Source organism: Bacteroides mucinivorans (assembly GCF_034654355.2).
GTDB lineage: Bacteria > Bacteroidota > Bacteroidia > Bacteroidales > Bacteroidaceae > Bacteroides > Bacteroides nordii.
On sequence record NZ_CP178179.1, the window covers coordinates 5,122,535 to 5,143,109 of the forward strand.

Annotated in this window: 9 protein-coding genes; all 9 read right to left on the bottom strand. The window is 39.6% G+C overall.

The window, feature by feature from the left end:
• Nucleotides 1-63: 63 nt before the first annotated feature.
• On the bottom strand, nt 64-990 hold the full coding sequence (locus VCM39_RS19480) for an AraC family transcriptional regulator (RefSeq protein WP_221650279.1): 927 nt from the start codon (nt 988-990) through the stop codon (nt 64-66).
• Between the two features lie 543 nt (nt 991-1,533).
• Entirely contained in the window at nt 1,534-4,380 is a 2,847-nt protein-coding gene (locus VCM39_RS19485; protein WP_322933248.1) for a glycoside hydrolase family 2 protein, read from the bottom strand.
• 242 nt (nt 4,381-4,622) lie between these two features.
• Nucleotides 4,623-7,655 (bottom strand): LamG-like jellyroll fold domain-containing protein, encoded by a 3,033-nt coding sequence (locus tag VCM39_RS19490; RefSeq protein ID WP_322933247.1) that lies wholly within the window; start codon nt 7,653-7,655, stop codon nt 4,623-4,625.
• A 51-nt stretch (nt 7,656-7,706) separates the two neighbouring features.
• A complete protein-coding gene (locus tag VCM39_RS19495) occupies nt 7,707-9,419 on the bottom strand; it encodes a hypothetical protein (protein ID WP_221651158.1) in 1,713 nt (570 codons plus the stop codon).
• Nucleotides 9,420-9,438: 19 nt separating this feature from the next.
• Nucleotides 9,439-12,525: a SusC/RagA family TonB-linked outer membrane protein gene (locus VCM39_RS19500; protein ID WP_322933246.1), complete on the bottom strand. Its 3,087-nt coding sequence runs from the start codon at nt 12,523-12,525 to the stop codon at nt 9,439-9,441.
• Nucleotides 12,526-12,594: 69 nt separating this feature from the next.
• Complete coding sequence (locus VCM39_RS19505) at nt 12,595-14,217, bottom strand: fasciclin domain-containing protein (protein WP_322933245.1); 1,623 nt, start codon at nt 14,215-14,217, stop codon at nt 12,595-12,597.
• 11 nt (nt 14,218-14,228) lie between these two features.
• The gene (locus VCM39_RS19510) at nt 14,229-15,782 is read right to left on the bottom strand and encodes a fasciclin domain-containing protein (RefSeq protein WP_221651161.1); all 1,554 of its coding nucleotides are present in this window, start codon (nt 15,780-15,782) and stop codon (nt 14,229-14,231) included.
• Between the two features lie 16 nt (nt 15,783-15,798).
• Nucleotides 15,799-17,283 carry a RagB/SusD family nutrient uptake outer membrane protein gene (locus VCM39_RS19515; protein WP_322933244.1) on the bottom strand — a complete coding sequence of 495 codons (1,485 nt, stop codon included), beginning with the start codon at nt 17,281-17,283 and terminating at the stop codon, nt 15,799-15,801.
• 16 nt (nt 17,284-17,299) lie between these two features.
• Nucleotides 17,300-20,569 (bottom strand): SusC/RagA family TonB-linked outer membrane protein, encoded by a 3,270-nt coding sequence (locus tag VCM39_RS19520; protein ID WP_322933243.1) that lies wholly within the window; start codon nt 20,567-20,569, stop codon nt 17,300-17,302.
• Nucleotides 20,570-20,575 lie beyond the last annotated feature (6 nt).

Below are 20,575 nucleotides of genomic sequence, written 5' to 3' on the forward strand. Positions count from 1 at the left end.
CCATAAAACAGCAGAAAAAGAGACAGTTAATAATCATTCTGATTTTCAACTGTCCTTTTTGATTTAATCGATTTCCTCTTCTGAAATATCCGTTTCGCGTCCAAAAGAGCGATATTCTAATGGAGTAAAACCTGTACGTTTTTTGAATAGTGAGAAGAAATGCTCAGTAGATTTATAGTCGAGCATAAAAGAAATTTCTTTAACTGATTGGGAGGTTCCCACCAGCAGTTGTTTTGCTTTGCGTAATTTCAATTCCTGGAAGTATTTTGCCGGGGCATAGCCCGTATAGTCTTTAAACACCTTACGGAACCATGAATAGCTAATATTCAGTTTCATAGCCAGTTCTTCCGGATCAATATCCTTAAAGACATTTTCATTCATAATAATTTTAGCTTGTTCAATCTTCTGGTCTACATCCCCTACCTCAAAAATCTTATTCTTCGAAATAGAAAGGATCATCCCAAGCATATGCATTACAATACCCGAAAGATACTGTTGAGCTGAAATCTTATCCTGCTCTGCAATCTCCAATGCACGGGAGAAGAGCGAAACCAACTCTTCATTTAATCCAACTTCAAGAACTTGATTGTCTTTAGATAGAAACCCCTCCCCAAACAAGTTATTAACTACCGGGCCTTCAAAACCAATATAATATTCATTCCAGCCGGTTTGCTGATAAGGGTGATACGTATGCCATTGTCCCGGGAAAAGCACCATCAAACGTCCTTTACAAACCTGCTTTTCGGGGGTTGTTTCCGAAGTAAATAAGCCTCGTCCTTTTGTTATATATACTATTTGATATTCGCGCAGAATACGACCTTTGCTGGTATTAAAAAAATAACCGGAAGGATGATTTTTCAATGGATAAGGGGAGTCCGGCAAAATAGACTGAAAGCCAACAGTATTGACCCACAAACCAAACTTGCGATCCATATCATTTACTATCAGATACTTGAATTCAACTCCTAAATCGTTATAATTCTTAGTCATACGTACCCTATCATAATATATAAATAGTAAGAAACAACAGACAAAGATAAAAATAATCTTCTAAAAACACTACTATTTAATTCAGAAATGAAAAAAATTGAATCCATTGATGTGAGCTGGTTACAAAACGATCAATAAAATATAGCTTTATTATCTATTTTTCATTAACACAATTAACACTATTCTTTAACTATAGATTTTACACATGCAAAAGTGTACACTTTTGTATACATAAAGTACGTACTTTTATCATACAAAAGTGTACATTTAACACATACTTAAGTACGTACTTTTATAACATAAAGAATACACTTTATTAATCTACTGTTTTTCAATAATATAAACAGAAATAAATCTAATTTTAAAAGAAGAAAAGGCGTGGTGAGCGTATACAATGTATGAGAGATAATGCTTATTTCGATAACTAATATAAATCTGATATAAAGTATCGGATCTGATTTTCATTGTAATTAGTACGTTCTAAACTATTCTCAAAGTATTATACCCATTGGTACCTTATACCAATGGGTACAACTTTCAATACTACATAAAGTCAAAAAACAATCTGATGCTTAGTCCTTCATCTCCTTTTTTAATACGTACAATTCCCGGCTGGCTGTGTGGGCCATGCTGTGATATCGGTTTAAATGAACGGATAGCGGGAATATCTAATAAGAAAGAGATGTCTCCGGAAGGAAAATCGGGCATCGTATTAATCCCATCCTGCCTACCGAAAGGCTCTTGTGGAGTAAACATACGAAGAAAGAGTCCATCGGTAGAAGAATAAACCGTAAAAGGGGCAATGCGACTCTGCACTGTAGCCCAATAAAAATTAGCGTGATATCCTTTAAACTCCGGATAAACCAGATTCTCAAAACTCTCTCCGGTTATCGTGTTGTTATACTCTTTTTGCCAAATAGCATAATTGGTTCCTTTCACCCGGTTCTTCCATACGCGATAGGGACCACGTCCAAACCAGCGCATCCCCGTACAGGCTGTCTCAGGATAAGAAAAGGTCAGACCAAGATTCAATACAGCCTCATCCATAAAAGCATCATCAAATCCGCCCCCGCCGGAAGCACGATTGAGCAATACAGCATCCATAGATAACAGGCCGGAAGCCGAAAGGCGCCATTGTATAGAGTCAACTCCCCCCCGGTAATAAGCACAGAACACCGCATCGCTTCCCTCCAAACGAGTGGAATAACGAACTAATTCCATTTTCATACCTACCGGAAGAGGGCCATTGGTTAATGGAACTTCGATATGTGTGTGTTCTTTTACCACCTTGGCAATAGTGGCATTACTCTTCCGAAAAGAAACAGCAATCCCATTACTACTTAATGTCACCAGCGAATCACACTGACTTAAAGAAGCCATATTCTTATTAGCAGTTAGGAAGGAAGGCATTTCACGTTTCAAATACTCATCGGCATAACGCACAGGCCATGTCCAGTTACAAAGGCTCTTACCATCCGGTCCGAAAGCTTCCAATTCCAACACATCTGCCTCCCAAAAGCAGGAAGGCAACTGCATGTGTGCATATCCGGTTTCACCGGGGGCAAGAGATGGCAAACGAACTTCTCCGCTATCAATGCAACAGACATCAACCTCCTTTTGCAAGGGTGAAGGATAACGATGAAGACGGTAATTCATCCGGCAATCACGGAGATTAGTATATAAATAGGTATTGGTGATAGCAAATTCTCCGCGAAAAGAAGGAGTGATATAAAATTGCCGGAACTGAATGGGAGCCCAGACTTCGCGTACTGTATACACACTTCCTTCCCGCTCACGATAAGGTCCAACAATCCCATCGGGAGCATTGAACCGATCAGAATCCAATCGTCCGCCCTGATCTGTCCGACGGACAGCTTCATCGGAAAATGCCCACATAAAGCCACCGGCAAAAAGAGGATGAGAAGTATAGTTAGCCCAAAAATCTTCTAGTCCGGCTCCATGTCCCTGATCGTACTGACCATGCATAAATTCGGTAGGCATAAAGACATTATAGCCATTAGTAAAACGGGCTACGCCGGTGAGATACGCCGGATAGTGATGTGTATCCAGTCCGCTAAAATCGGCCCAGGGATGAATTACATGCCGTTGCTGAGGATCATAATCCGAGAAATGTTTATCAAGAGCAGAATTCCAGCCTCCTTCGTTCCCATTACTCCAAAGCACAATAGAAGGATGATTTACGTCACGGATAATCATCTCCTGTTGTAAACGTTTGCCTACATTTTCATCATAAGCATTTTGCCAGCCAGCCAATTCATCAATAACAAAAAGTCCCAACGAATCACAAGCATCCAGGAAATGTGTATCAGGCGGATAGTGAGAACGGACAGCATTCATATTCATCTCTTTCAATAACAAAGCATCCTGCACGCTAATCTCTTTATTCGTAGTGCGTCCACCATCCGGGTGGAAAGAGTGACGGTTGATACCTTTCATTACAATCTTCACACCATTGACATAAATTCCGTCCCGGGGACGAAACTCTACCGTACGAAACCCGATGCGTTCCTGATGTTGATGTAATAGTTGCCCGCTCCGATTGAGCAGTTTTAATTTAAGAAGATAAAGATTCGGAGATTCAGGGGTCCAGGGAAGAATATTCTCCCATTGAGTATCCAACCGATAAAGAGTAGCACTATCTGTCAGTTGGAAAGAATGTTCTTTGAGCAATTCGCCACTCTTTAGATTCTCAACAGTTGCTAATAAACAATAACCGGATTTTGCTCCTGACAAATAGACATCCGCCAACAAATGTCCATCACACAAAGCATTCACTGCAACCCGATCGATATGTTCCTTTGGTTTTATTTCAAGCCATACCGGACGATAGATACCGCCAAACAGCCACCAGTCAGCTTTACGTTCGGCAGCATTTACCGATTTATTGGCAGAATGCTTACTGACGCGTACTTCCAACCGGTTCTTACCTCCAAAATTCAGAAGCCTGGTTATATCATAGGAGAAACGATAAAAACCTCCTTGATGAACCGGTCCTGCTACACAATCGTTCACCAGAACTTCAGTATCAGTCATTACCCCATCAAAAACGATTTGCACTGTCTGTCCGGTGTATTCCTTCGGTACTTTAAAAGAGTGTCGGTAAATTCCGGTTTCCATACTCGGATTCTTTACCCCTTTTTCCTTGTACCACCGTCCATAGGTATAAGTACCAAACCCCTGTAATTCCCATTGTGAGGGTACTTCGATCTTACTCCACCGACGGCTATTATTCCCATCGGAACAATAGAAATCCCACGTCACGGTGTGATTCAATCCCGTACCGGAAAGATAGCGGCGATGTGTAGATGTAGACTGGGCAAAGACCACCTGAAAGAGAAAAATAAACCAGAAAGCTAATATATACTTCATCTCAAATAGGAAAATTAACAGTGTAAATCAGTTTATTACAGAAAGCACAGAATTTCAATTGTTTTAAACTCTGTATAGAACAATTGAAATTCTGTGTTTTTGTATAGCACAAAGATAAGACAGAAAAGGCGGAAACAACGGGGATTTTATTTATTTATTAATCAAAAGGAGAGAATCTTATCCGTTGTCATCCGTCCTCTATCTGCCTCATCCGTGTACCATAGAAAACAAATCAAATGTTATTACTTTAATAGTTTCTTCACAAACTTCGTTGTTCCTGCTTCCACTACAATAAGATAAGTACCTTTGGGCAAACTGTCCAATCCGCTGATGTACAGTACTGCTCCTCCGTCTACCACATAGGCAGTGCGGTGAACAAGTGTACCCGCAGAAGAGTACATCGAAACTGTAGTACATCCGGATATCTCTGCCGGGAATTCAACCGTTATTTCATCCTTGAAATAAAGCGGATAAATGTTCAGATCAGAGTGGAATGCCGTTTCTCCCGAGATGCCGGTTGGCTTATTAAGCTCATAACGTTCCTTTGCTTTGGCGGCACTCATGGCTCCTCCATAGACGTGAAGCTCATCAATTGCCCCAGTAAAGGGAGTATTGAAGTTCACATTACAGTTACCGATAACAAACAACTCCGACTCTGAAATATCACCGGTTTTGTCAGTCACCTCACCTTGGAAAACTCCATTAATATACATTTTCAATGTTTTGGTTTCACCATCACGGACACAGACTATGTGGTTCCACTCACCATTGAAATATTGAGTAGCAGGAATGTCGAGATTGGATTTCGTAACATCATCGTCAATACCAAAGGTAAGATTTCCATTCTTGTACTGTAATCCGACCCATTTCCCAGTAGCACCGGTCGAAGCATTCTTCGCATGGCTACCTTTGTGGAACAGATACCAGTCTACACCATTGTCTCCGTTGGAACGGAACCACAGTTCAATACTAAAATCCCCGGTGCCCAGTTGTAATTGATCGTAAGAGGGTTGTTCCATTCTACGGGTTGCAGGAGTTGCGGGCAGCTCCAATGCCTGTTGGCGGACCCCACTTATCCATGTGGGAACAAAACCTACTGCCTCTGCTTTTCCATACACCGAATTGACAGCAGATGTACCGGTTGTTTCATCAAATGAGAAATAGGCTAATTCATTCAATATCACCGGAGCTTTCACTTTAATCGTTCCGGAGAGAGTAGCTACGGTAAGTCCGCCAACACTCTCTATGGTATACACATACGTGCCTGTTGCCTGGGGAGTTCCTTCAATCGTGAAAAGACATTCTTCCTTGTCCACGACAACGGTAAGCCCTTCCGGCAGTCCTGCTATTTTTACATCTTCCGCATTCTTCCATGAATATGAAATCGGTGAAATCGCTTCACCCAGGTCTATCGACTGGTTCAGATAACCGATGCCCTTCTTCGCGAATGAAGCATTTTCCGTATCCTGATCTCCCAGGTAGTAACCCAGATGAGGAGGTTGGTTATAAGCCACATTTTGCCAGGCTATTCCCATGCGATAAACAGGGTCGTGCATCAAAGTGGTTATCTTATATTCAGTAGGAATAATAGTGGTAAAGACCAACAGATCGGAGCAAGTCTTTGAATCCCATAGGATAATTTCTTCACGCCAATCCCCCAATATGTCAGCACTCAAATTGGGAGTGGCTTTGGTAGAGTTGCAGGAAGCGGCATTGCTGTAATCGGACAAAGTAATCATACGGTTCGCTTTCGTGCCATTCCATTTATCAATCTTAACTCCATCCAACAGTTCGTCCTGCAAATCACCGTCCCAATACACCCTGAAGTTAACGGAAGGGCGGTTCTTACTGGCTATGATATTCCCTTTGCAATCGTATACATTACCATTGGCAGTCGACCACATTTCAAACCCACGGTGAGCAGGATCTATATCCGCAGCAATCCCACGCCCGACGTCCGTTCCGGTTTTCTCGCCAAATATAATCTCGCCTGTTGCGGCAGAGTGCACCTCATACCCATAAGCAGCCGTTTTTTCTTCATGAGGTGAAAAGACTTCCAACCCATCCAAATCGGGATCCAAATCGGACAAGTGAATAGCATCTCCATGTCCTAAACCGGTACGATACAACGTTTTCCCATCCTGATCGATGACACACGCTCCGTAAACGATCTCGTCACATCCGTCTCCATCTACATCTGCTACCGACAGATTGTGGTTTCCCTGTCCATAAGCTCCCGAACCGGATACTTTAGAATCATGAGCCCATCTCATTGTCAGTTTTGTTCCGTCAAAATCATAAGCGGCCAGTGCTGTACGTGCATAATATCCACGGCACATCACTAAACTTGGTTTTACTCCGTCAAGGTATGCCACACATGCTAGATAACGTTCTGAACGATTACCATATCCATCCCCCCAATCATTAATGTTTCCACGAAGAGGACTGTAAGCAATGGTCGAAATCTCCGTTCCTGTCTGTCCGTTAAAAACAGTCAGATACTCAGAGCCATCCACCACAATTCCTGCTTTACTACCGGAAGAGCGGTAGTCGGCATTGGGATCATCGCTCCCCATTATTACAGATTTTCCCTGCCCATCAATAGTTCCCGGCGCCGTTTTACAGGCAATTTCGGCTTTACCATCACCATCAAAGTCATACACCATGAATTGAGTGTAATGGGCTCCAGCACGTATATTCTTACCAAGATCAATCCTCCACATGAAAGTTCCGTCCAACTTATAGCAATCCAGATAAACATTGCCTGTGTATCCATAGAAAGAATTATCGCGTGAGTTGGTCGGATCCCATTTCACTATAATCTCATATTCCCCGTCTCCGTCAACATCACCCACGCTACAATCATTCGGAGTGTAAGTATATTCCTGCCCATCCGGATAAGTTTCACGCGTTTTATCTTTATCCGTTTGAACAACGTCATAAGGTAAAGTCACTCCACCTCCCGGACGTTTTAGAGGAATTCTTTTATATTGTTCCGCCCAGACGGACACTTCTTTTGTGATTTCGGTCTCTGTACCATCCAGTACCCCTTTAAGCATATAGCGAGAAGCTACAGTACCGTCTTTATCTACATAATTGGTTGTAGTTACCACAGGAATAGTCGTGATTTTGACTCCATCCCGATAGATGTCAAAGCCCAATTTTCTGGCATCAGTAACTAAACTACGCCAAGACAGAAACACTCCGTCGGAACATTTTACGGCAACTACTCCTCTATCCAATTTTTCCTGAGCCTGCCCCCACAGAGGTATCATGATACCTCTAAGAAGCAAAAAACATAATACTATACTTATTTTTTCATTTGATTACTTATTCAGCTTCAAATCATATCTAATAAACCAGTTCTCATCAGAAGTCTCTAAGTTACTACCCACAGAAGTAGCTGTGACATATTTTTCAGCAACTTTATCTGCCCATATCTTACGCGCCTTATCTCCCCAGCGCCTTGCCGAACGCAACATCGTATAGTAAGTACGTGCTTCACCGGCAGACTCTAACCTCGACTCTTCAACCAGCAATGAATCTACCATCCAATGGGCATACTCCGGCTCAACGATCACCTCGTTGGTTTCTTCGTCTTCACCTAAAATCCATTCACCCAAAGCCGGAGCCGCAATACGTCCACGAACTCCCTGACAGTTCAACTGGCTCTCTTTACCGACACATTGATACAGGCAAACAGGATAGTCAGAGAACGGGGGTGAAAATGTATTAGTAGCTTTATTATAGAGCGAACCGAAATTCTGTCGGGCAGAAGACTGACCATTAAGGAACTGTAATGCTTCACGATAGCGTCCCAATCCGGCACAGGCCTCGGCCAGCCACAGATGGATATCAGCAGCTTTGTAATAACATAAAGGCACATCATTACGATAAATATAATCACTGGTAGTATGAGCTCCTAAGAATTTATAAAAAATCAGTCCTTCCGTACTTTCTTTATAGGATTTATTAATTCCTCTATTTTTCTGATCATTAGCACCACTTATTTCCCACCGGGTTACAGCTGTCACAGCCGGACGCAAATAATATTTATTTGGATAAGTATTAGAAAAGTACTCAATCACCCGATTCGTTTGTTTTTTACTATAATCATAGAAAGCCACAGAAATATGATCCTGACGATTATAGGTTGTTGTTGAGAACAATTGACTCCAGGAACCCTCGTACTTCGACTTATTCAATGTAAAACTAGCCTCTTGTTCTCCACCGGTACGAATAATACTAACACAGTTATCCCATACTTTCTGATAATAAACAGCATTTTCGTCTGCTGAGTTTTCCTTCTTTGTTTTATACAAATAAAGCTCAGCTAACAAACACTCGGGAGTAGGGCAAATACGGTTCCACTCCAAAGACTCGGGAGAATCACCCTGTCCCGGATACAACACGGTAGACCAACGTATATCTCCTTTCCCATTAATACCATTCATTCCATTTTCAACCAAACTGATACACTTATCTATCAACTGATCGAATTTAAGTACGGGATATTGTGACAAGTCCTGATAAGTAGCCAAAGGATCATCTAAATAGACGGCTTCACCATATATTTTAGCAAGCATCAGATAAGCCCATGCTTTATATCGTAACGCACCACCAATAATACCTTTATAATCACTGTCAGATAACACAGTAGGATATTGTTCTCTGTATTCAAATACATGTTTAAGATAATCATTACTATTCATGATAAGAGCGTAAAATCCTTTGGGATCAGCCAATTCATTATCAGTAAACGGAGTTTGTAAATCTTTGTAATTATAAACATCCCACATATCTATTGAAGCATTGGTAGTAGGTTCCAGCAGGTCTCCCCTCAATCCTTCCAAAAACATGGCTTGGTCTACTACATCTTGTACACAAGCAGCCAGCCCCATGTAGCCTGTATATAGCTCATAAGAAGTTCCTATATAGTCTTTTTCCAGCAATGCATCATCAGTATTCGGAGTGAAAAAATCATCACAACCCGTCAACAAAGGAAACAATAATGCCAAGAAATATATTCTTTTTTTCATAACTTACCTTTATATAATTTTAGAATTGAACCTTAAAACCGAATTTTACTGTACGCGGATTTGCTACCTTTCCATAATCAAAACCACGCATCGAACTATCATAAGAATACATCGTTTCCGGATCTAATCCCAGATAGTCGGTAGCTGTAAACAGATTCTCAGCAGCAACAAACACAGTAGTGCCAGCAAACAATTTAAATTTATAACTTACCATCAGTTCTTTTAATTTTAAATAAGAAGCATCTTCAATCCAACGATCAGAAAAACGATTATTCTCCATCGGATCACCATAAACAGCACGAGGCATATCGGTGATCTGCCCTTCGGCCATCCAACGACGGTTAACAGAAGTCAACTGATTAGAAAAGTCGGACATAGACTCCATAGAACGCCTTACAGCATTGTACATTTTATTACCCTTACTATAGCCGAACGTGAGTGACAGTTGTATCCCCTTATATTCCACAGAAGTAAAGAAACTACCATAAAAATCGGGAAGTGCGCTTCCTAAATTAACACGATCATCCTTATCTATTTTTCCATCATTATTCTGATCTACAAAGTGCATATCGCCCGCAGCGAAAGGTACACCAATCGCATTAGTCAATGCCTTTCCGTCCTTTCCTGCTGCTTCTGCCGCAGCATCAGTAGCAAATACACCAGCTGTCTGATACCCATAAAAAGAGTACAAAGGTTGACCAACCTTGGAAACCACAGCTGAGCCGTCACTCATAGAAAGAACAATCTCACTTTCCCCTCCCAATGATTTCACTTCATTTTTACAAGTAGAAAGTGTTCCGCCTATATACCATTTAAAATCACGATTCTGTATCAATCCTATTTGTGCCCCAATTTCAAAACCTTGATTCACAACTTCTCCCATATTACGATACATATAATTCGAACCATATACAGACGAAATCTCTACCGGCATAATCAAATCCGAACTTTTACTATTGAAGTAGTCTACAGTCAACATCACGCGATTATTGAACATGGCAAGATCCAAACCGACATTGAATGTATTAGTTAACTCCGGAGTGATTTTCGTATTGGGGACTCCCGCACGTACCAACCCTGATAATCCTTTGAATACACGGTTTAAATAATAATACTCTCCGATAGTAGAAGCAAAACGGCTATTTCCGGTCATGACATATTCAGCACGTACATTCAGATTATCCAGTTGTGGCATATTTTTTAATAATGAATTACTCACACTCCATGCTACATTTACAGCCGGATAAACCTGTATACGAGAAGCGTCGGCACCTACAGATGATGAACCGTCAGCTGAGAGATTAACACCTGCAAACAACTGATGATTATAATTATACTTAGCAGAAACATGATAATTCATCCAGTTCCATTTATTTATATAACCATAATATGAACGTCCGATGGTCTGCACATTATTCAATGTTTTATAATAGTCATTTGCAGTATTCCATCCCGAACCAGCGTTGTAATCAATACTATTCATTGCAATTTGGGCACCTGCCGCTGCAGAAACTGTATGCATACTTGCCAGTACTTTCTGATAGCCCAGTTCAAGGGCATAATAAGTATTTAGAGTCGTTCCTTCCGCCGAACGTATCGTATTCTCTGCCAAGCGGTTTTCTAACGGCATAATAGTAGTAATACTTACACCCGGAACGAAAGCATCTTCTTGTGCCAGATTATAATTTAAACCAAAATTGGCTTTCAAGTTCCAATTATCATTTATAGTATATAATAAACCGGCATTCATCAATACATCATAAGCGTGCTGTTTCATCTCCACATCATTGACAACAGAAAGCGGATTACTTACACTATTGTTTTCTATCAGATTACCATCAGCATCACGAATGGAAGCAAAATCCGGCAACAGGTTATTCTTACTGTCTTTATTATAAGGAGAGAATAAAGGACCCTTGCGCAAAGCTGTTAATATCGGATTCGTTTCTGATATCATTCCCTGTTCTGCCACTCGGTTGTTTGTATATCCGAATGAAATCGTCGAAAATAATTTCACATTTTTACTAAGATTCACATCGGCATTCATACGAGCATAGTATTTGGTCGAGTTTGTCTCCTCTACCACTCCTTGCTTATTTTTCACGCCGATAGAGAAATCATATTTAGCGATTGCATCACCACCTTTGATTTTTAACACATTATCTGTGACAAAAGCATTCCGATAAATCAAATCTTGCCAGTCAGTATTATTATTATAGAGATAATTGTAATAATAACCCGGATCTTCTTTTAAAAAAGGAAAAGCCGCCAATGCATCAGACATATCTTCATATTTTGTCAAAGCTATATTCCCCATCAGACTCTTGTAATCGTTTACTCCTAAAACCGGTAGTGTAGCATTATTCCATGAAAGTCCGTATTGCCCTATAAATTCGACTTTTGTATCAAGATCCGCAGCTTTATCTGTTTCGATCATAATAACCCCATTTGATCCCAATGAGCCATATAAAGCGGCATCTGCCCCTTTCAGAACCGTAATATTCTCAATATCCTGTACATTCACTACACTGAAAATATTCTTAGAGTATCCACCAATAACCCCAGATTCGTTCATATCGGGCATGTAAGGTATACCATTTATTACAATCAATGGAGAAGAGTTGGCTACCATCGTATTAGCACCCCGTAACTTGAAATAGTTTCCTTCACTATTCTGCCCCCCTTTTGAAATAAGTTCTATTCCGGGAATGTTACGAAATCCTTGTTCTACATCTGTTATAGCTAAGTTAAGTTCACTTTTACTAACCGACGTAAGATTGGTTTGTTTCACATTTTGTTTTACCAAGCCCACAGAGGGTAGTGTAACTTTATCGGCGTATCCTTTCATATCGTCCGGTATCAATACAATACGTAGCTCTGCACGTCCTGCTATAGGTTCTTCTTTCGTATAAAAGCCCGGACACCATACGGATATAGTAGCTTTAGCAGACACATTATTAACAATAAATCGTCCGATACTATCACAAGTAACCGTCTCATCCATACCCGATAACGTAATCACCGCATCGGATAAAGGCTGATTACCATAGGAACTGACCACTGTACCCGAGATTTTCATTCCACCTTTTTGTGCTTTCAAATTCATAAAGCAAAAGGTAGAAAGAAATATTATCAATATTATTTTATAGTTATTCATTATTCTAATGCTATAGGATTAATAATTATTTGCCGAAGGCTTCAAAGCCCAATGGTAAATGCGCAATTTCTTACTGTCTCCTTTGTAGAATTCCACACGGATACGGAAGGAGCTCATACCTTCACCTTCTATTTTTACAGTGCCAACCGGACCACCAAGTCCATCCCATTTCACAACTTTATCTCCATATAAGTCAGCTGTTGTCTCATTTACACGGTCAAAATTCCATGGAGTAGATGAAACGATAGAGAGATTAGAACCTATCAATTTCATATTAGCATCTGGTGAAGGGCTTTTCCCATCGGTATTACCATCAAAATAAACATTGACATACGGGTGCCCACTACTATGAAATCCCATATATAGGTCATACTCACCACAAGGAACTTGCATCACTCTCGCTTTATAAGGATCGTTCTCTTTTTCTCTATATCGTTCCAGTGGAGGAAACTCAGCCCAGAAAGGAGAAGCATCTTCGTCACCATTTAAATCCAAGATATAATAGTTTGACAGAATTTCAGGTTTGGGAGTCGCAGAATCTTCAAAAATAGCAATCTTAGTCGTATTCATAAAACTATAATACATTTTCTGTTCCTCTTCCGTAAGATATTCATAATAATGCACTAACGACTTGATGCGTGTCAGAATATAGTTAGTTGGTATCTTTACATTCGTCATTTTATACATAATACCATTACTCAACTCTTCCATACTACTTTCATCTATTTTTTGAACAGTAGTACGCCAAATCCTATTAAAAGAAGATTTTATATCTATGGTACTAAAATTTTTCAATTCTCCGGTATAGAATGCAGCTTCTTTAATCCACGTCATAGCCGTAGCCGAGTCCAGTGCTGTCAATGTTTTTCCCATAGCCGTATATTGTATCTTCAATTTATCGAAGCAGTCTTTCATCACATTGTTATCCGGTAAGAAAAGAGTAAACTGTTTAAATTCCGAGTTGAACTCCGCTTTCTCAAACAGCGGATTGTACACATAGAAGACAGAGTCATACACAGTATTACCAGTTATATCTACCCCAGTAGGAATAGAGTTTACTTTATCAAAACGCATTTCATTATTCTTCATGACAGAATCACGAAATATAGAATACTCATCCGGAAGATTCTTTATGTAATCGAACATATTAATTTTTGATTTCATTAATTCGTCAATCACATGAACAACCCCGTTCTTCAAACGATAGGAACGTTGTACTTTAGACTTGTTAACGTAGGTATCTTCCCCCTGTTTAGTTATTTGAAGGTATACCCCATTCAGTGTAGGAATACGCAAACCATTTTTCAAATCACTCTGCAGAAAAGGCAAATAATTAATATGATACTCCATTCTTAGAGTGTCCTTAGAGTCAATTCCCGAAGCAGTCATTGCAGCGTTATCTACTACCCAAAAAGTAAGTTGTTGTTGCTCCTTGGTTAGCTCTTTGTCAAGACCACATGCTTTAAGTTGATTGTAAAATTCACTATATTCAGGATTACCGTCAAAAAACTCCCTCAAAGTTTCATCCAAAATTTCTTCTGATAATTTATTACTCCCATGATAATATTCATCCCATTTATCCGAACAAGAAATAAAAATCAGGGTAAGCAATGCACATATAGATAAGATATACTTATTCATAATTCCTCCTTTTAATTAATTGGTTCAAATATCAAACAATCCAAATAAGAGTAATAATCATCACCCGCCATAAAACGTACTGTATGAGGTACCGATTCAGTAAACTCCACCTCTCCTACGGTTGTGGTAATCATCTCACTTTTGGAGGTACTATTTCCCCAGGTAGTAACCTGTGCTCCCACATATTCGCCGTCAACGATAACCGACCATCGTCCTTCTTTAGTTTTGAGAGCCTGATTGTAATGTACCAGAGATATTTTATATTTACCAGCAATGATCATCGGACATTCCATCTGTATCCAACCATATTTTCCAAGATTCAGAAACATACAATCGTGATTGGAAGCTTTATACATTGCTTCATTTTTATTAGCCAGATGATAAGTATAGTTACTACCATATCCACCAGAAAGTTTATAACAGTTCAATGTATCATATGCCAGACTACGAGTATATGTTTCAGATTGATTTTCTAATTGATACTTCTCACATACACCTGCCAGCTCCGGATAATCGGTCAAATCCCAAGTGACTTTAGTTGCTTTCGGTTCTGTAATTTCCATCATCCCATCTACCACATGAATGACTCCATTCTTACAATTCAGATTTTTTCGAGTGACACTGATACCCTTCTTTGTTTCTTCATTATAGTTCAGAAAAAACATCTCATTTACCAATCTCATACTGATAAGGGTATTAGATGCCATCATGGAAACATTTTTCGATGTATTATTATCTATATCAGTATTCATATCGGCAAATGAATAAGCAGAATTTGCAATATGATAACCTACATATCGATTTACCTTATTGGCTGGATCAGTATAATTAGTATTTGTTTCACCCAAATAAGCAGCCAACGATGCCACACTATTTATACCGGCTTCCGTAAACACATCATCCGGTACAGCAAAAAGAGTGTAACGGTACTTTACACCATTCATATAAATACTACTCAATAGCTTGTCATAACCTGTTTTATCGAGTAAATCAAGCATTAAAGCATAATTTTCATCCAGATTATCAACAATAGTACCCGTCACAGGTGTTAAAACACTTTCCAAAAGATGAATCACTGCATTGGTGGCTGTAATATTCAACTCCTTGATACGTGCTTCACCATTAATATAGAATGCCTGAAACCCACCTTCACGCATTTCCAGACTTAAATAATCTCCACTTGCTGTAGAATCCGGAAACATACCATCAGGAAAATCCGAAGTTGTATATTGTTTAGAAGCTATCGTATGATAACGAACCAGATTAGAAGCTTCCTCCATATCCAGCTCCCGTACCGAACTTTTTCCTTTTGCCTGAAGATATTTGTACATCGCTTCATTATCAGGTACAAAGCAAGTATAATCCATATTCAGATTCACTGTATTAAACAGTCCGGTATACTTCAATAAATCTACCCATGAGGAATATACATCCTCGTTGGCTTCCATAAAACTGGCAGCGGGCATTTTATCTGTATCTTTGAACACCTGATCGGCATACGGGTCGGAACAAGCCCCCCACATAAGAGTAAATGCCGCCGCTAATAGAATTACTACGCGTTTCATATTGTCCTTCTTTTTTTTAATTACTGATACTTTCATAATATTCACTTTGTACTAACAATGGGTTTTTCTGTAACTCAGACTCTGAGAACGGCATATACCATGACCCTTCGTTGGACAACGTAGCTCGTCCCAATGATTGCGACGTGGCAGCCACAGCTTTCAGAGCTTGTTCTATGAATAAGTTTTTATACCGTACATCTGATAACTGTTGGCTTCTTAAACCGATACGTAACATATCAAACCAGTTTTTACCTTCAGCAAAGAACTCTTTCTGCCGCTCTACCAATAAATATTCCAACATGGTTAACCTGTCTTCACTTAATGTCATTTTTTCCAAACCGGCACGTTGACGAGTTTTATCTATAAGTTCGCCCGCCATTTCATAATTATCCTGCATAATCAGTGCTTCTGCTTTCATTAAATAGACATCAGCTAAACGATAAACCAAATAATTCTGATCATTTTCTGAGGCAACACGCGCCGTAGCATTATCTACCCCAAGATACTTCCAAATATAACCAGCCTCATTATATGAATAATTCAATCCACGAGATTCATTCTCGTTTTGTTCAAAAAGATTAGTCATATAATCGGATACTTTGTAATATCCGTCAGTACCTGCTTTAAACCAAGTCAGGAAACTATTCGTTTGACTCTTCGGGTTACTATATTGTATTTCAAAAATTCCTTCATTACTATTTCCCGGATAATAATTCAAAAAGCCATCACCAATCAGCCCTACACGTCCGGAATTAATTACTGAATTACAATACTTTATACAGTTTTCATAATCACCTAACCAAAGATACATATCAGCAAGCAGAGCCTGAATTCCCCAGCGGGTGGCACGCCCTTTCGTATTGATAGGATTATCATTATCTACTTCAGGAAAAAACTCCTTTGCATTAGGCAAATATTCTTCCAAATCAGCCATACATGATTTTAAAATAGTAACGCCATCCTCCTTTGGCATTATATAAGGAGCACTATCATCTACATACGGCTCCGTAACAAAAGGGGCATCTTTAAATGTACGAACGATGTAAAAATAAGCAAGTGTCCGCTGAAAGAAAGCCTCTGCCATAAACGAACGACACATATTCATATCGAAAGACGGGTCTTTATCTACTACATCCGGTGCATATTTAATAACCGCATTAGCCATAGCAATAGCTGCATAAGGTTTACTCCAATCGGCCAATCCATTTGTAGGCAAAATATCGAAAGCACGTAACTTCACCGCTGCTTTCTGTAAATCCGAACCAGAAGTAGACCAAAAAGAGAGCCCATTCCCCCTACCTTCTCCCCAAAGCAGGAAGGTTTCTACCGAGCTTCTCAAATTAATATACCCGGAAGCAAGAACCGCTTCCACTTCTTCTTTGGTTTCCCAATATTCAAAGCTACTCTGATTATTTTCCGGTAATACAGTCAGATAATCTTCACACGATATTTGGGATAACGTGGTTAGAAGTAGCAAAATATAATAACTTATCTTTTTCATTTCCTTCTTTTGTGAATTAGAATCTCAAATTCAAACCAAATGCAAAACGCATAGCCTTCGGAGTATTATTACTATCAATAGCTACCTGTGCTGCAGAACCATCTTCCGGGTTCTTCAGGTTTATTTCCGGATCCTGTCCGGTATATTTCGTCCAGACAAAAAGGTCATAACCTGTTGCATAAATCTCAAGCTTATTGATACCTAATGGTCTCATCCATTTTTCAGGGAACTGATATTTTAAAGTAATGGTCTTCAACCGAAGAAAAGAAGCATCCTCCACAAAGCGATCGGATCCTAAATAATTGTATCCTTTATCATACAATGCCCGTGGAATATCAGTATCGTCTCCTTCACTACGCCAACGGCGTAATACAGCTACACTCTGGTTGTTTTTACCATACATATTTTCCATATTAATGCGTGACTCATTAATAACCTTTTGACCTGCACGCCCATGAAATGCTGCTACTAAACTCAACTTTTTATAACGGAGCGTAAAATTCAAGCCACCAGTCAACGTAGGATTACTATTGCCCAGATAAACGATATCGTTCTCATCAATTACCCCATCACCGTTCACATCTTCGTATTTAGCGTCACCCGGATATACTTTTTGATCACCATTTTTTACAACTACCGGTGCCCCATTTATATCCATGATCTGCTGCCCACTTTTATCTACCGCATAAGTCTGTTCTACATTTTGGTACACACCTTTATAACGATATCCATAGAATGAACCTAAAGGATCGCCCATTAACACGCGATATGCATATTTTTTATTACCGAAAGTGTAAGTTTCATCACTTTGATTTTCTGGAAGTTCCAAAACTTTATTCTTATTTTGTGAGATATTGAATCCGAAATTGAATCCCCAGTCTGTTGTACGAACAGCAGCTACATCAATATTAAATTCCCAACCTCTATTCTCCATTTTACCAGAGTTATACCAGGCCACAGTAGACAGACCTGTTGAACTGGGCACTTTAATTTTCTTTTGCAACATATCATCTGTCACCTTCGTATATAACTCTACAGCAAAAGTTATTCTATCTGAGAAAAGCCCTACATCTACTCCAATATTATTTGAAGTAATTGTTTCATATTTTAAATGTGTCAAATCCGGACTCTCTGGCTTCACGGCGCTCATATCTCCATAACCAGGTGTGACAGCCGAAAATTTGCCGATATAAGGTGATGTTCCGGTAGGAGCATTACCCGATTGTCCCCAGCTATAACGTAGTTTTATTAATGAGATAAATCCTAATCTTTGGATAAACTCCTCATCACCTAAATGCCACGCGACACCAAATGTGGGAAATCCCCCCCAACGTCCACTGGCATCCATTGCCGAACTTGCTTCCCAACGGTATCCCGCATTAAACATATATTTCTCCTTAAAGATATACTGTCCGTTAAGAGTTAAGCCCATATCTCTATTAATCGTTTTTCCAGAACCTCCTTTAGCTGTAGTAGAACCTGCAATAGGAGAAGTTATACCAGAAGAAGCTGTATTTGCCGATCGGCTACTATATGTACTCGTTGTCTGATCTGATGTCTGAAAAATACCACTAAGCAACAATTTATGATCATCATTAATAGACTGATTATAAACCAGACGATTTTCCGTAGTCAAATAAAGAAGGTCTTTACCGATGTCATAATTCAATGCAGATGATTCATGCTCATAAGCAACCCCTGTTACGCTTTGCGGAAGGAAACGATTTATTTTTGTGAACTGTCCGTTAAAACCAACTGTACCAAAATAGTCTAAACTTTTAAAAGGCTTAGCATGAAGAACGAAAGTCATACGGCTATTTGTAGCAATCGTTCTGTTCTGTGCCTCATTCGCCATTGCTACGGGGTTGTATACCTTATCATTTGAAAAGGTCATACCAAACGATTCATATGGAGTAAAATACTCACCCGTACGTTGTCCGTCTGCTCCGATCACATAAGGACTCATATTAGGCATCTTAGTTAAAGCGTGTCCACGAATCGAAGCTTTCTTCAATTCATCTGTATCATCTACGTAATTGGCATCCGTCACTCCACGTGTGAAACTGTATTGCAATGCAATATCAAGTTTATCTGAAAAACGATAATCTGTATTAAACGACGCATTAAAACGTTCATAACCTGTACCTATTGTAGTACCCTCCTGATTCAGATACCCAAGTGATAAACGATAATTCGCTTTGTCACCCCCACCCGACACAGAAAAAGAATTATCAGAAATAAAACCAGTCTGGGTAATTTCATCCAGCCAGTTCGTGTTTTGATTATACTCATCAAAATACTGCCAATCCGGATCAAACCCAATTTCTTTCGTATTATAAAGCAGCTTAAGGTACTCCTGAGATTTGGCTGCGCTCGACCCCAAATCAGACACAGTATTATAAACAGCATCCTGAATCATGGATATATACTGGTTAGCATTCAGCATAGGGATTCCGGAGCGTTCCTTACTGAATTCATACTTTGTATTAAAATTAAACTGCAACCGTCCTTTACTACCTCTCTTTGTCTTTATGATCAAAACGCCATTTGCACCTTTTGATCCCCAAACAGCTGTAGCCGCCGCATCTTTTAGAACTTCAATAGATTCAATATCAGCCGGAGAGATATTCAACAAAGACCCATAATCATCAGAATTTGCAGAAGCAAAACTAAAATCATCTGAAATATCAACAGGTAAAGGTACACCATCTACAACGAACAAAGGTTCATTGGAAGCATTTAAAGAAGCTGTACCACGAATACGAATTGAACTTCCGGAACCAGGGTCAGCACCCGTAAGAATATCCACATTAGCCATGGCACCCTGTAGAGCTTCTGTTACAGAAGTTACCGGTGCGGTTTCCAAACCACCAAGAGTAAGTTTCTGAGTAGCAGAAATCATTTCTCTGGCAGATTGTCCCATAGAATTTCGTTCTATCTTTTTAGCAGTAACCTCCACTGTCTCTAACGCCATGCCTTCTTCATCTAACGTGATATTAATCACTTTCTGGCCCGTATATTTTATGGTTTGTGTTTTATAACCAATAAAAGAGAATACAATAGACAGATCTTTTTGATCAGGTATCGACAAACGGTAATTACCATTTACATCGGCAATGCTACCACCTAAAGAACGATTAGATGCATTTGCAACATATACGTTAGCTCCCACCAAGGGTTCATTAAAAACTTTATCCATCACCGTACCTATCAACACATGTTGTGCCATAACCATCTGCGCACATGCTAACAATAATAGTAGGATTATATTGCGATTTCTTTTCATCTTTCT

Excerpts from the sequence above, each read along its gene's own strand:
- VCM39_RS19510 (WP_221651161.1), bottom strand. The coding sequence starts at position 15,782 with ATGAAACGCGTAGTAATTCTATTAGCGGCGGCATTTACTCTTATGTGG.
- VCM39_RS19520 (WP_322933243.1), bottom strand. The coding sequence starts at position 20,569 with ATGAAAAGAAATCGCAATATAATCCTACTATTATTGTTAGCATGTGCG.
- VCM39_RS19480 (WP_221650279.1), bottom strand. The coding sequence starts at position 990 with ATGACTAAGAATTATAACGATTTAGGAGTTGAATTCAAGTATCTGATA.
- VCM39_RS19500 (WP_322933246.1), bottom strand. The coding sequence starts at position 12,525 with ATGAATTTGAAAGCACAAAAAGGTGGAATGAAAATCTCGGGTACAGTG.
- VCM39_RS19515 (WP_322933244.1), bottom strand. The coding sequence starts at position 17,283 with ATGAAAAAGATAAGTTATTATATTTTGCTACTTCTAACCACGTTATCC.
- VCM39_RS19485 (WP_322933248.1), bottom strand. The coding sequence starts at position 4,380 with ATGAAGTATATATTAGCTTTCTGGTTTATTTTTCTCTTTCAGGTGGTC.
- VCM39_RS19490 (WP_322933247.1), bottom strand. The coding sequence starts at position 7,655 with ATGATACCTCTGTGGGGGCAGGCTCAGGAAAAATTGGATAGAGGAGTA.
- VCM39_RS19505 (WP_322933245.1), bottom strand. The coding sequence starts at position 14,217 with ATGAATAAGTATATCTTATCTATATGTGCATTGCTTACCCTGATTTTT.
- VCM39_RS19495 (WP_221651158.1), bottom strand. The coding sequence starts at position 9,419 with ATGAAAAAAAGAATATATTTCTTGGCATTATTGTTTCCTTTGTTGACG.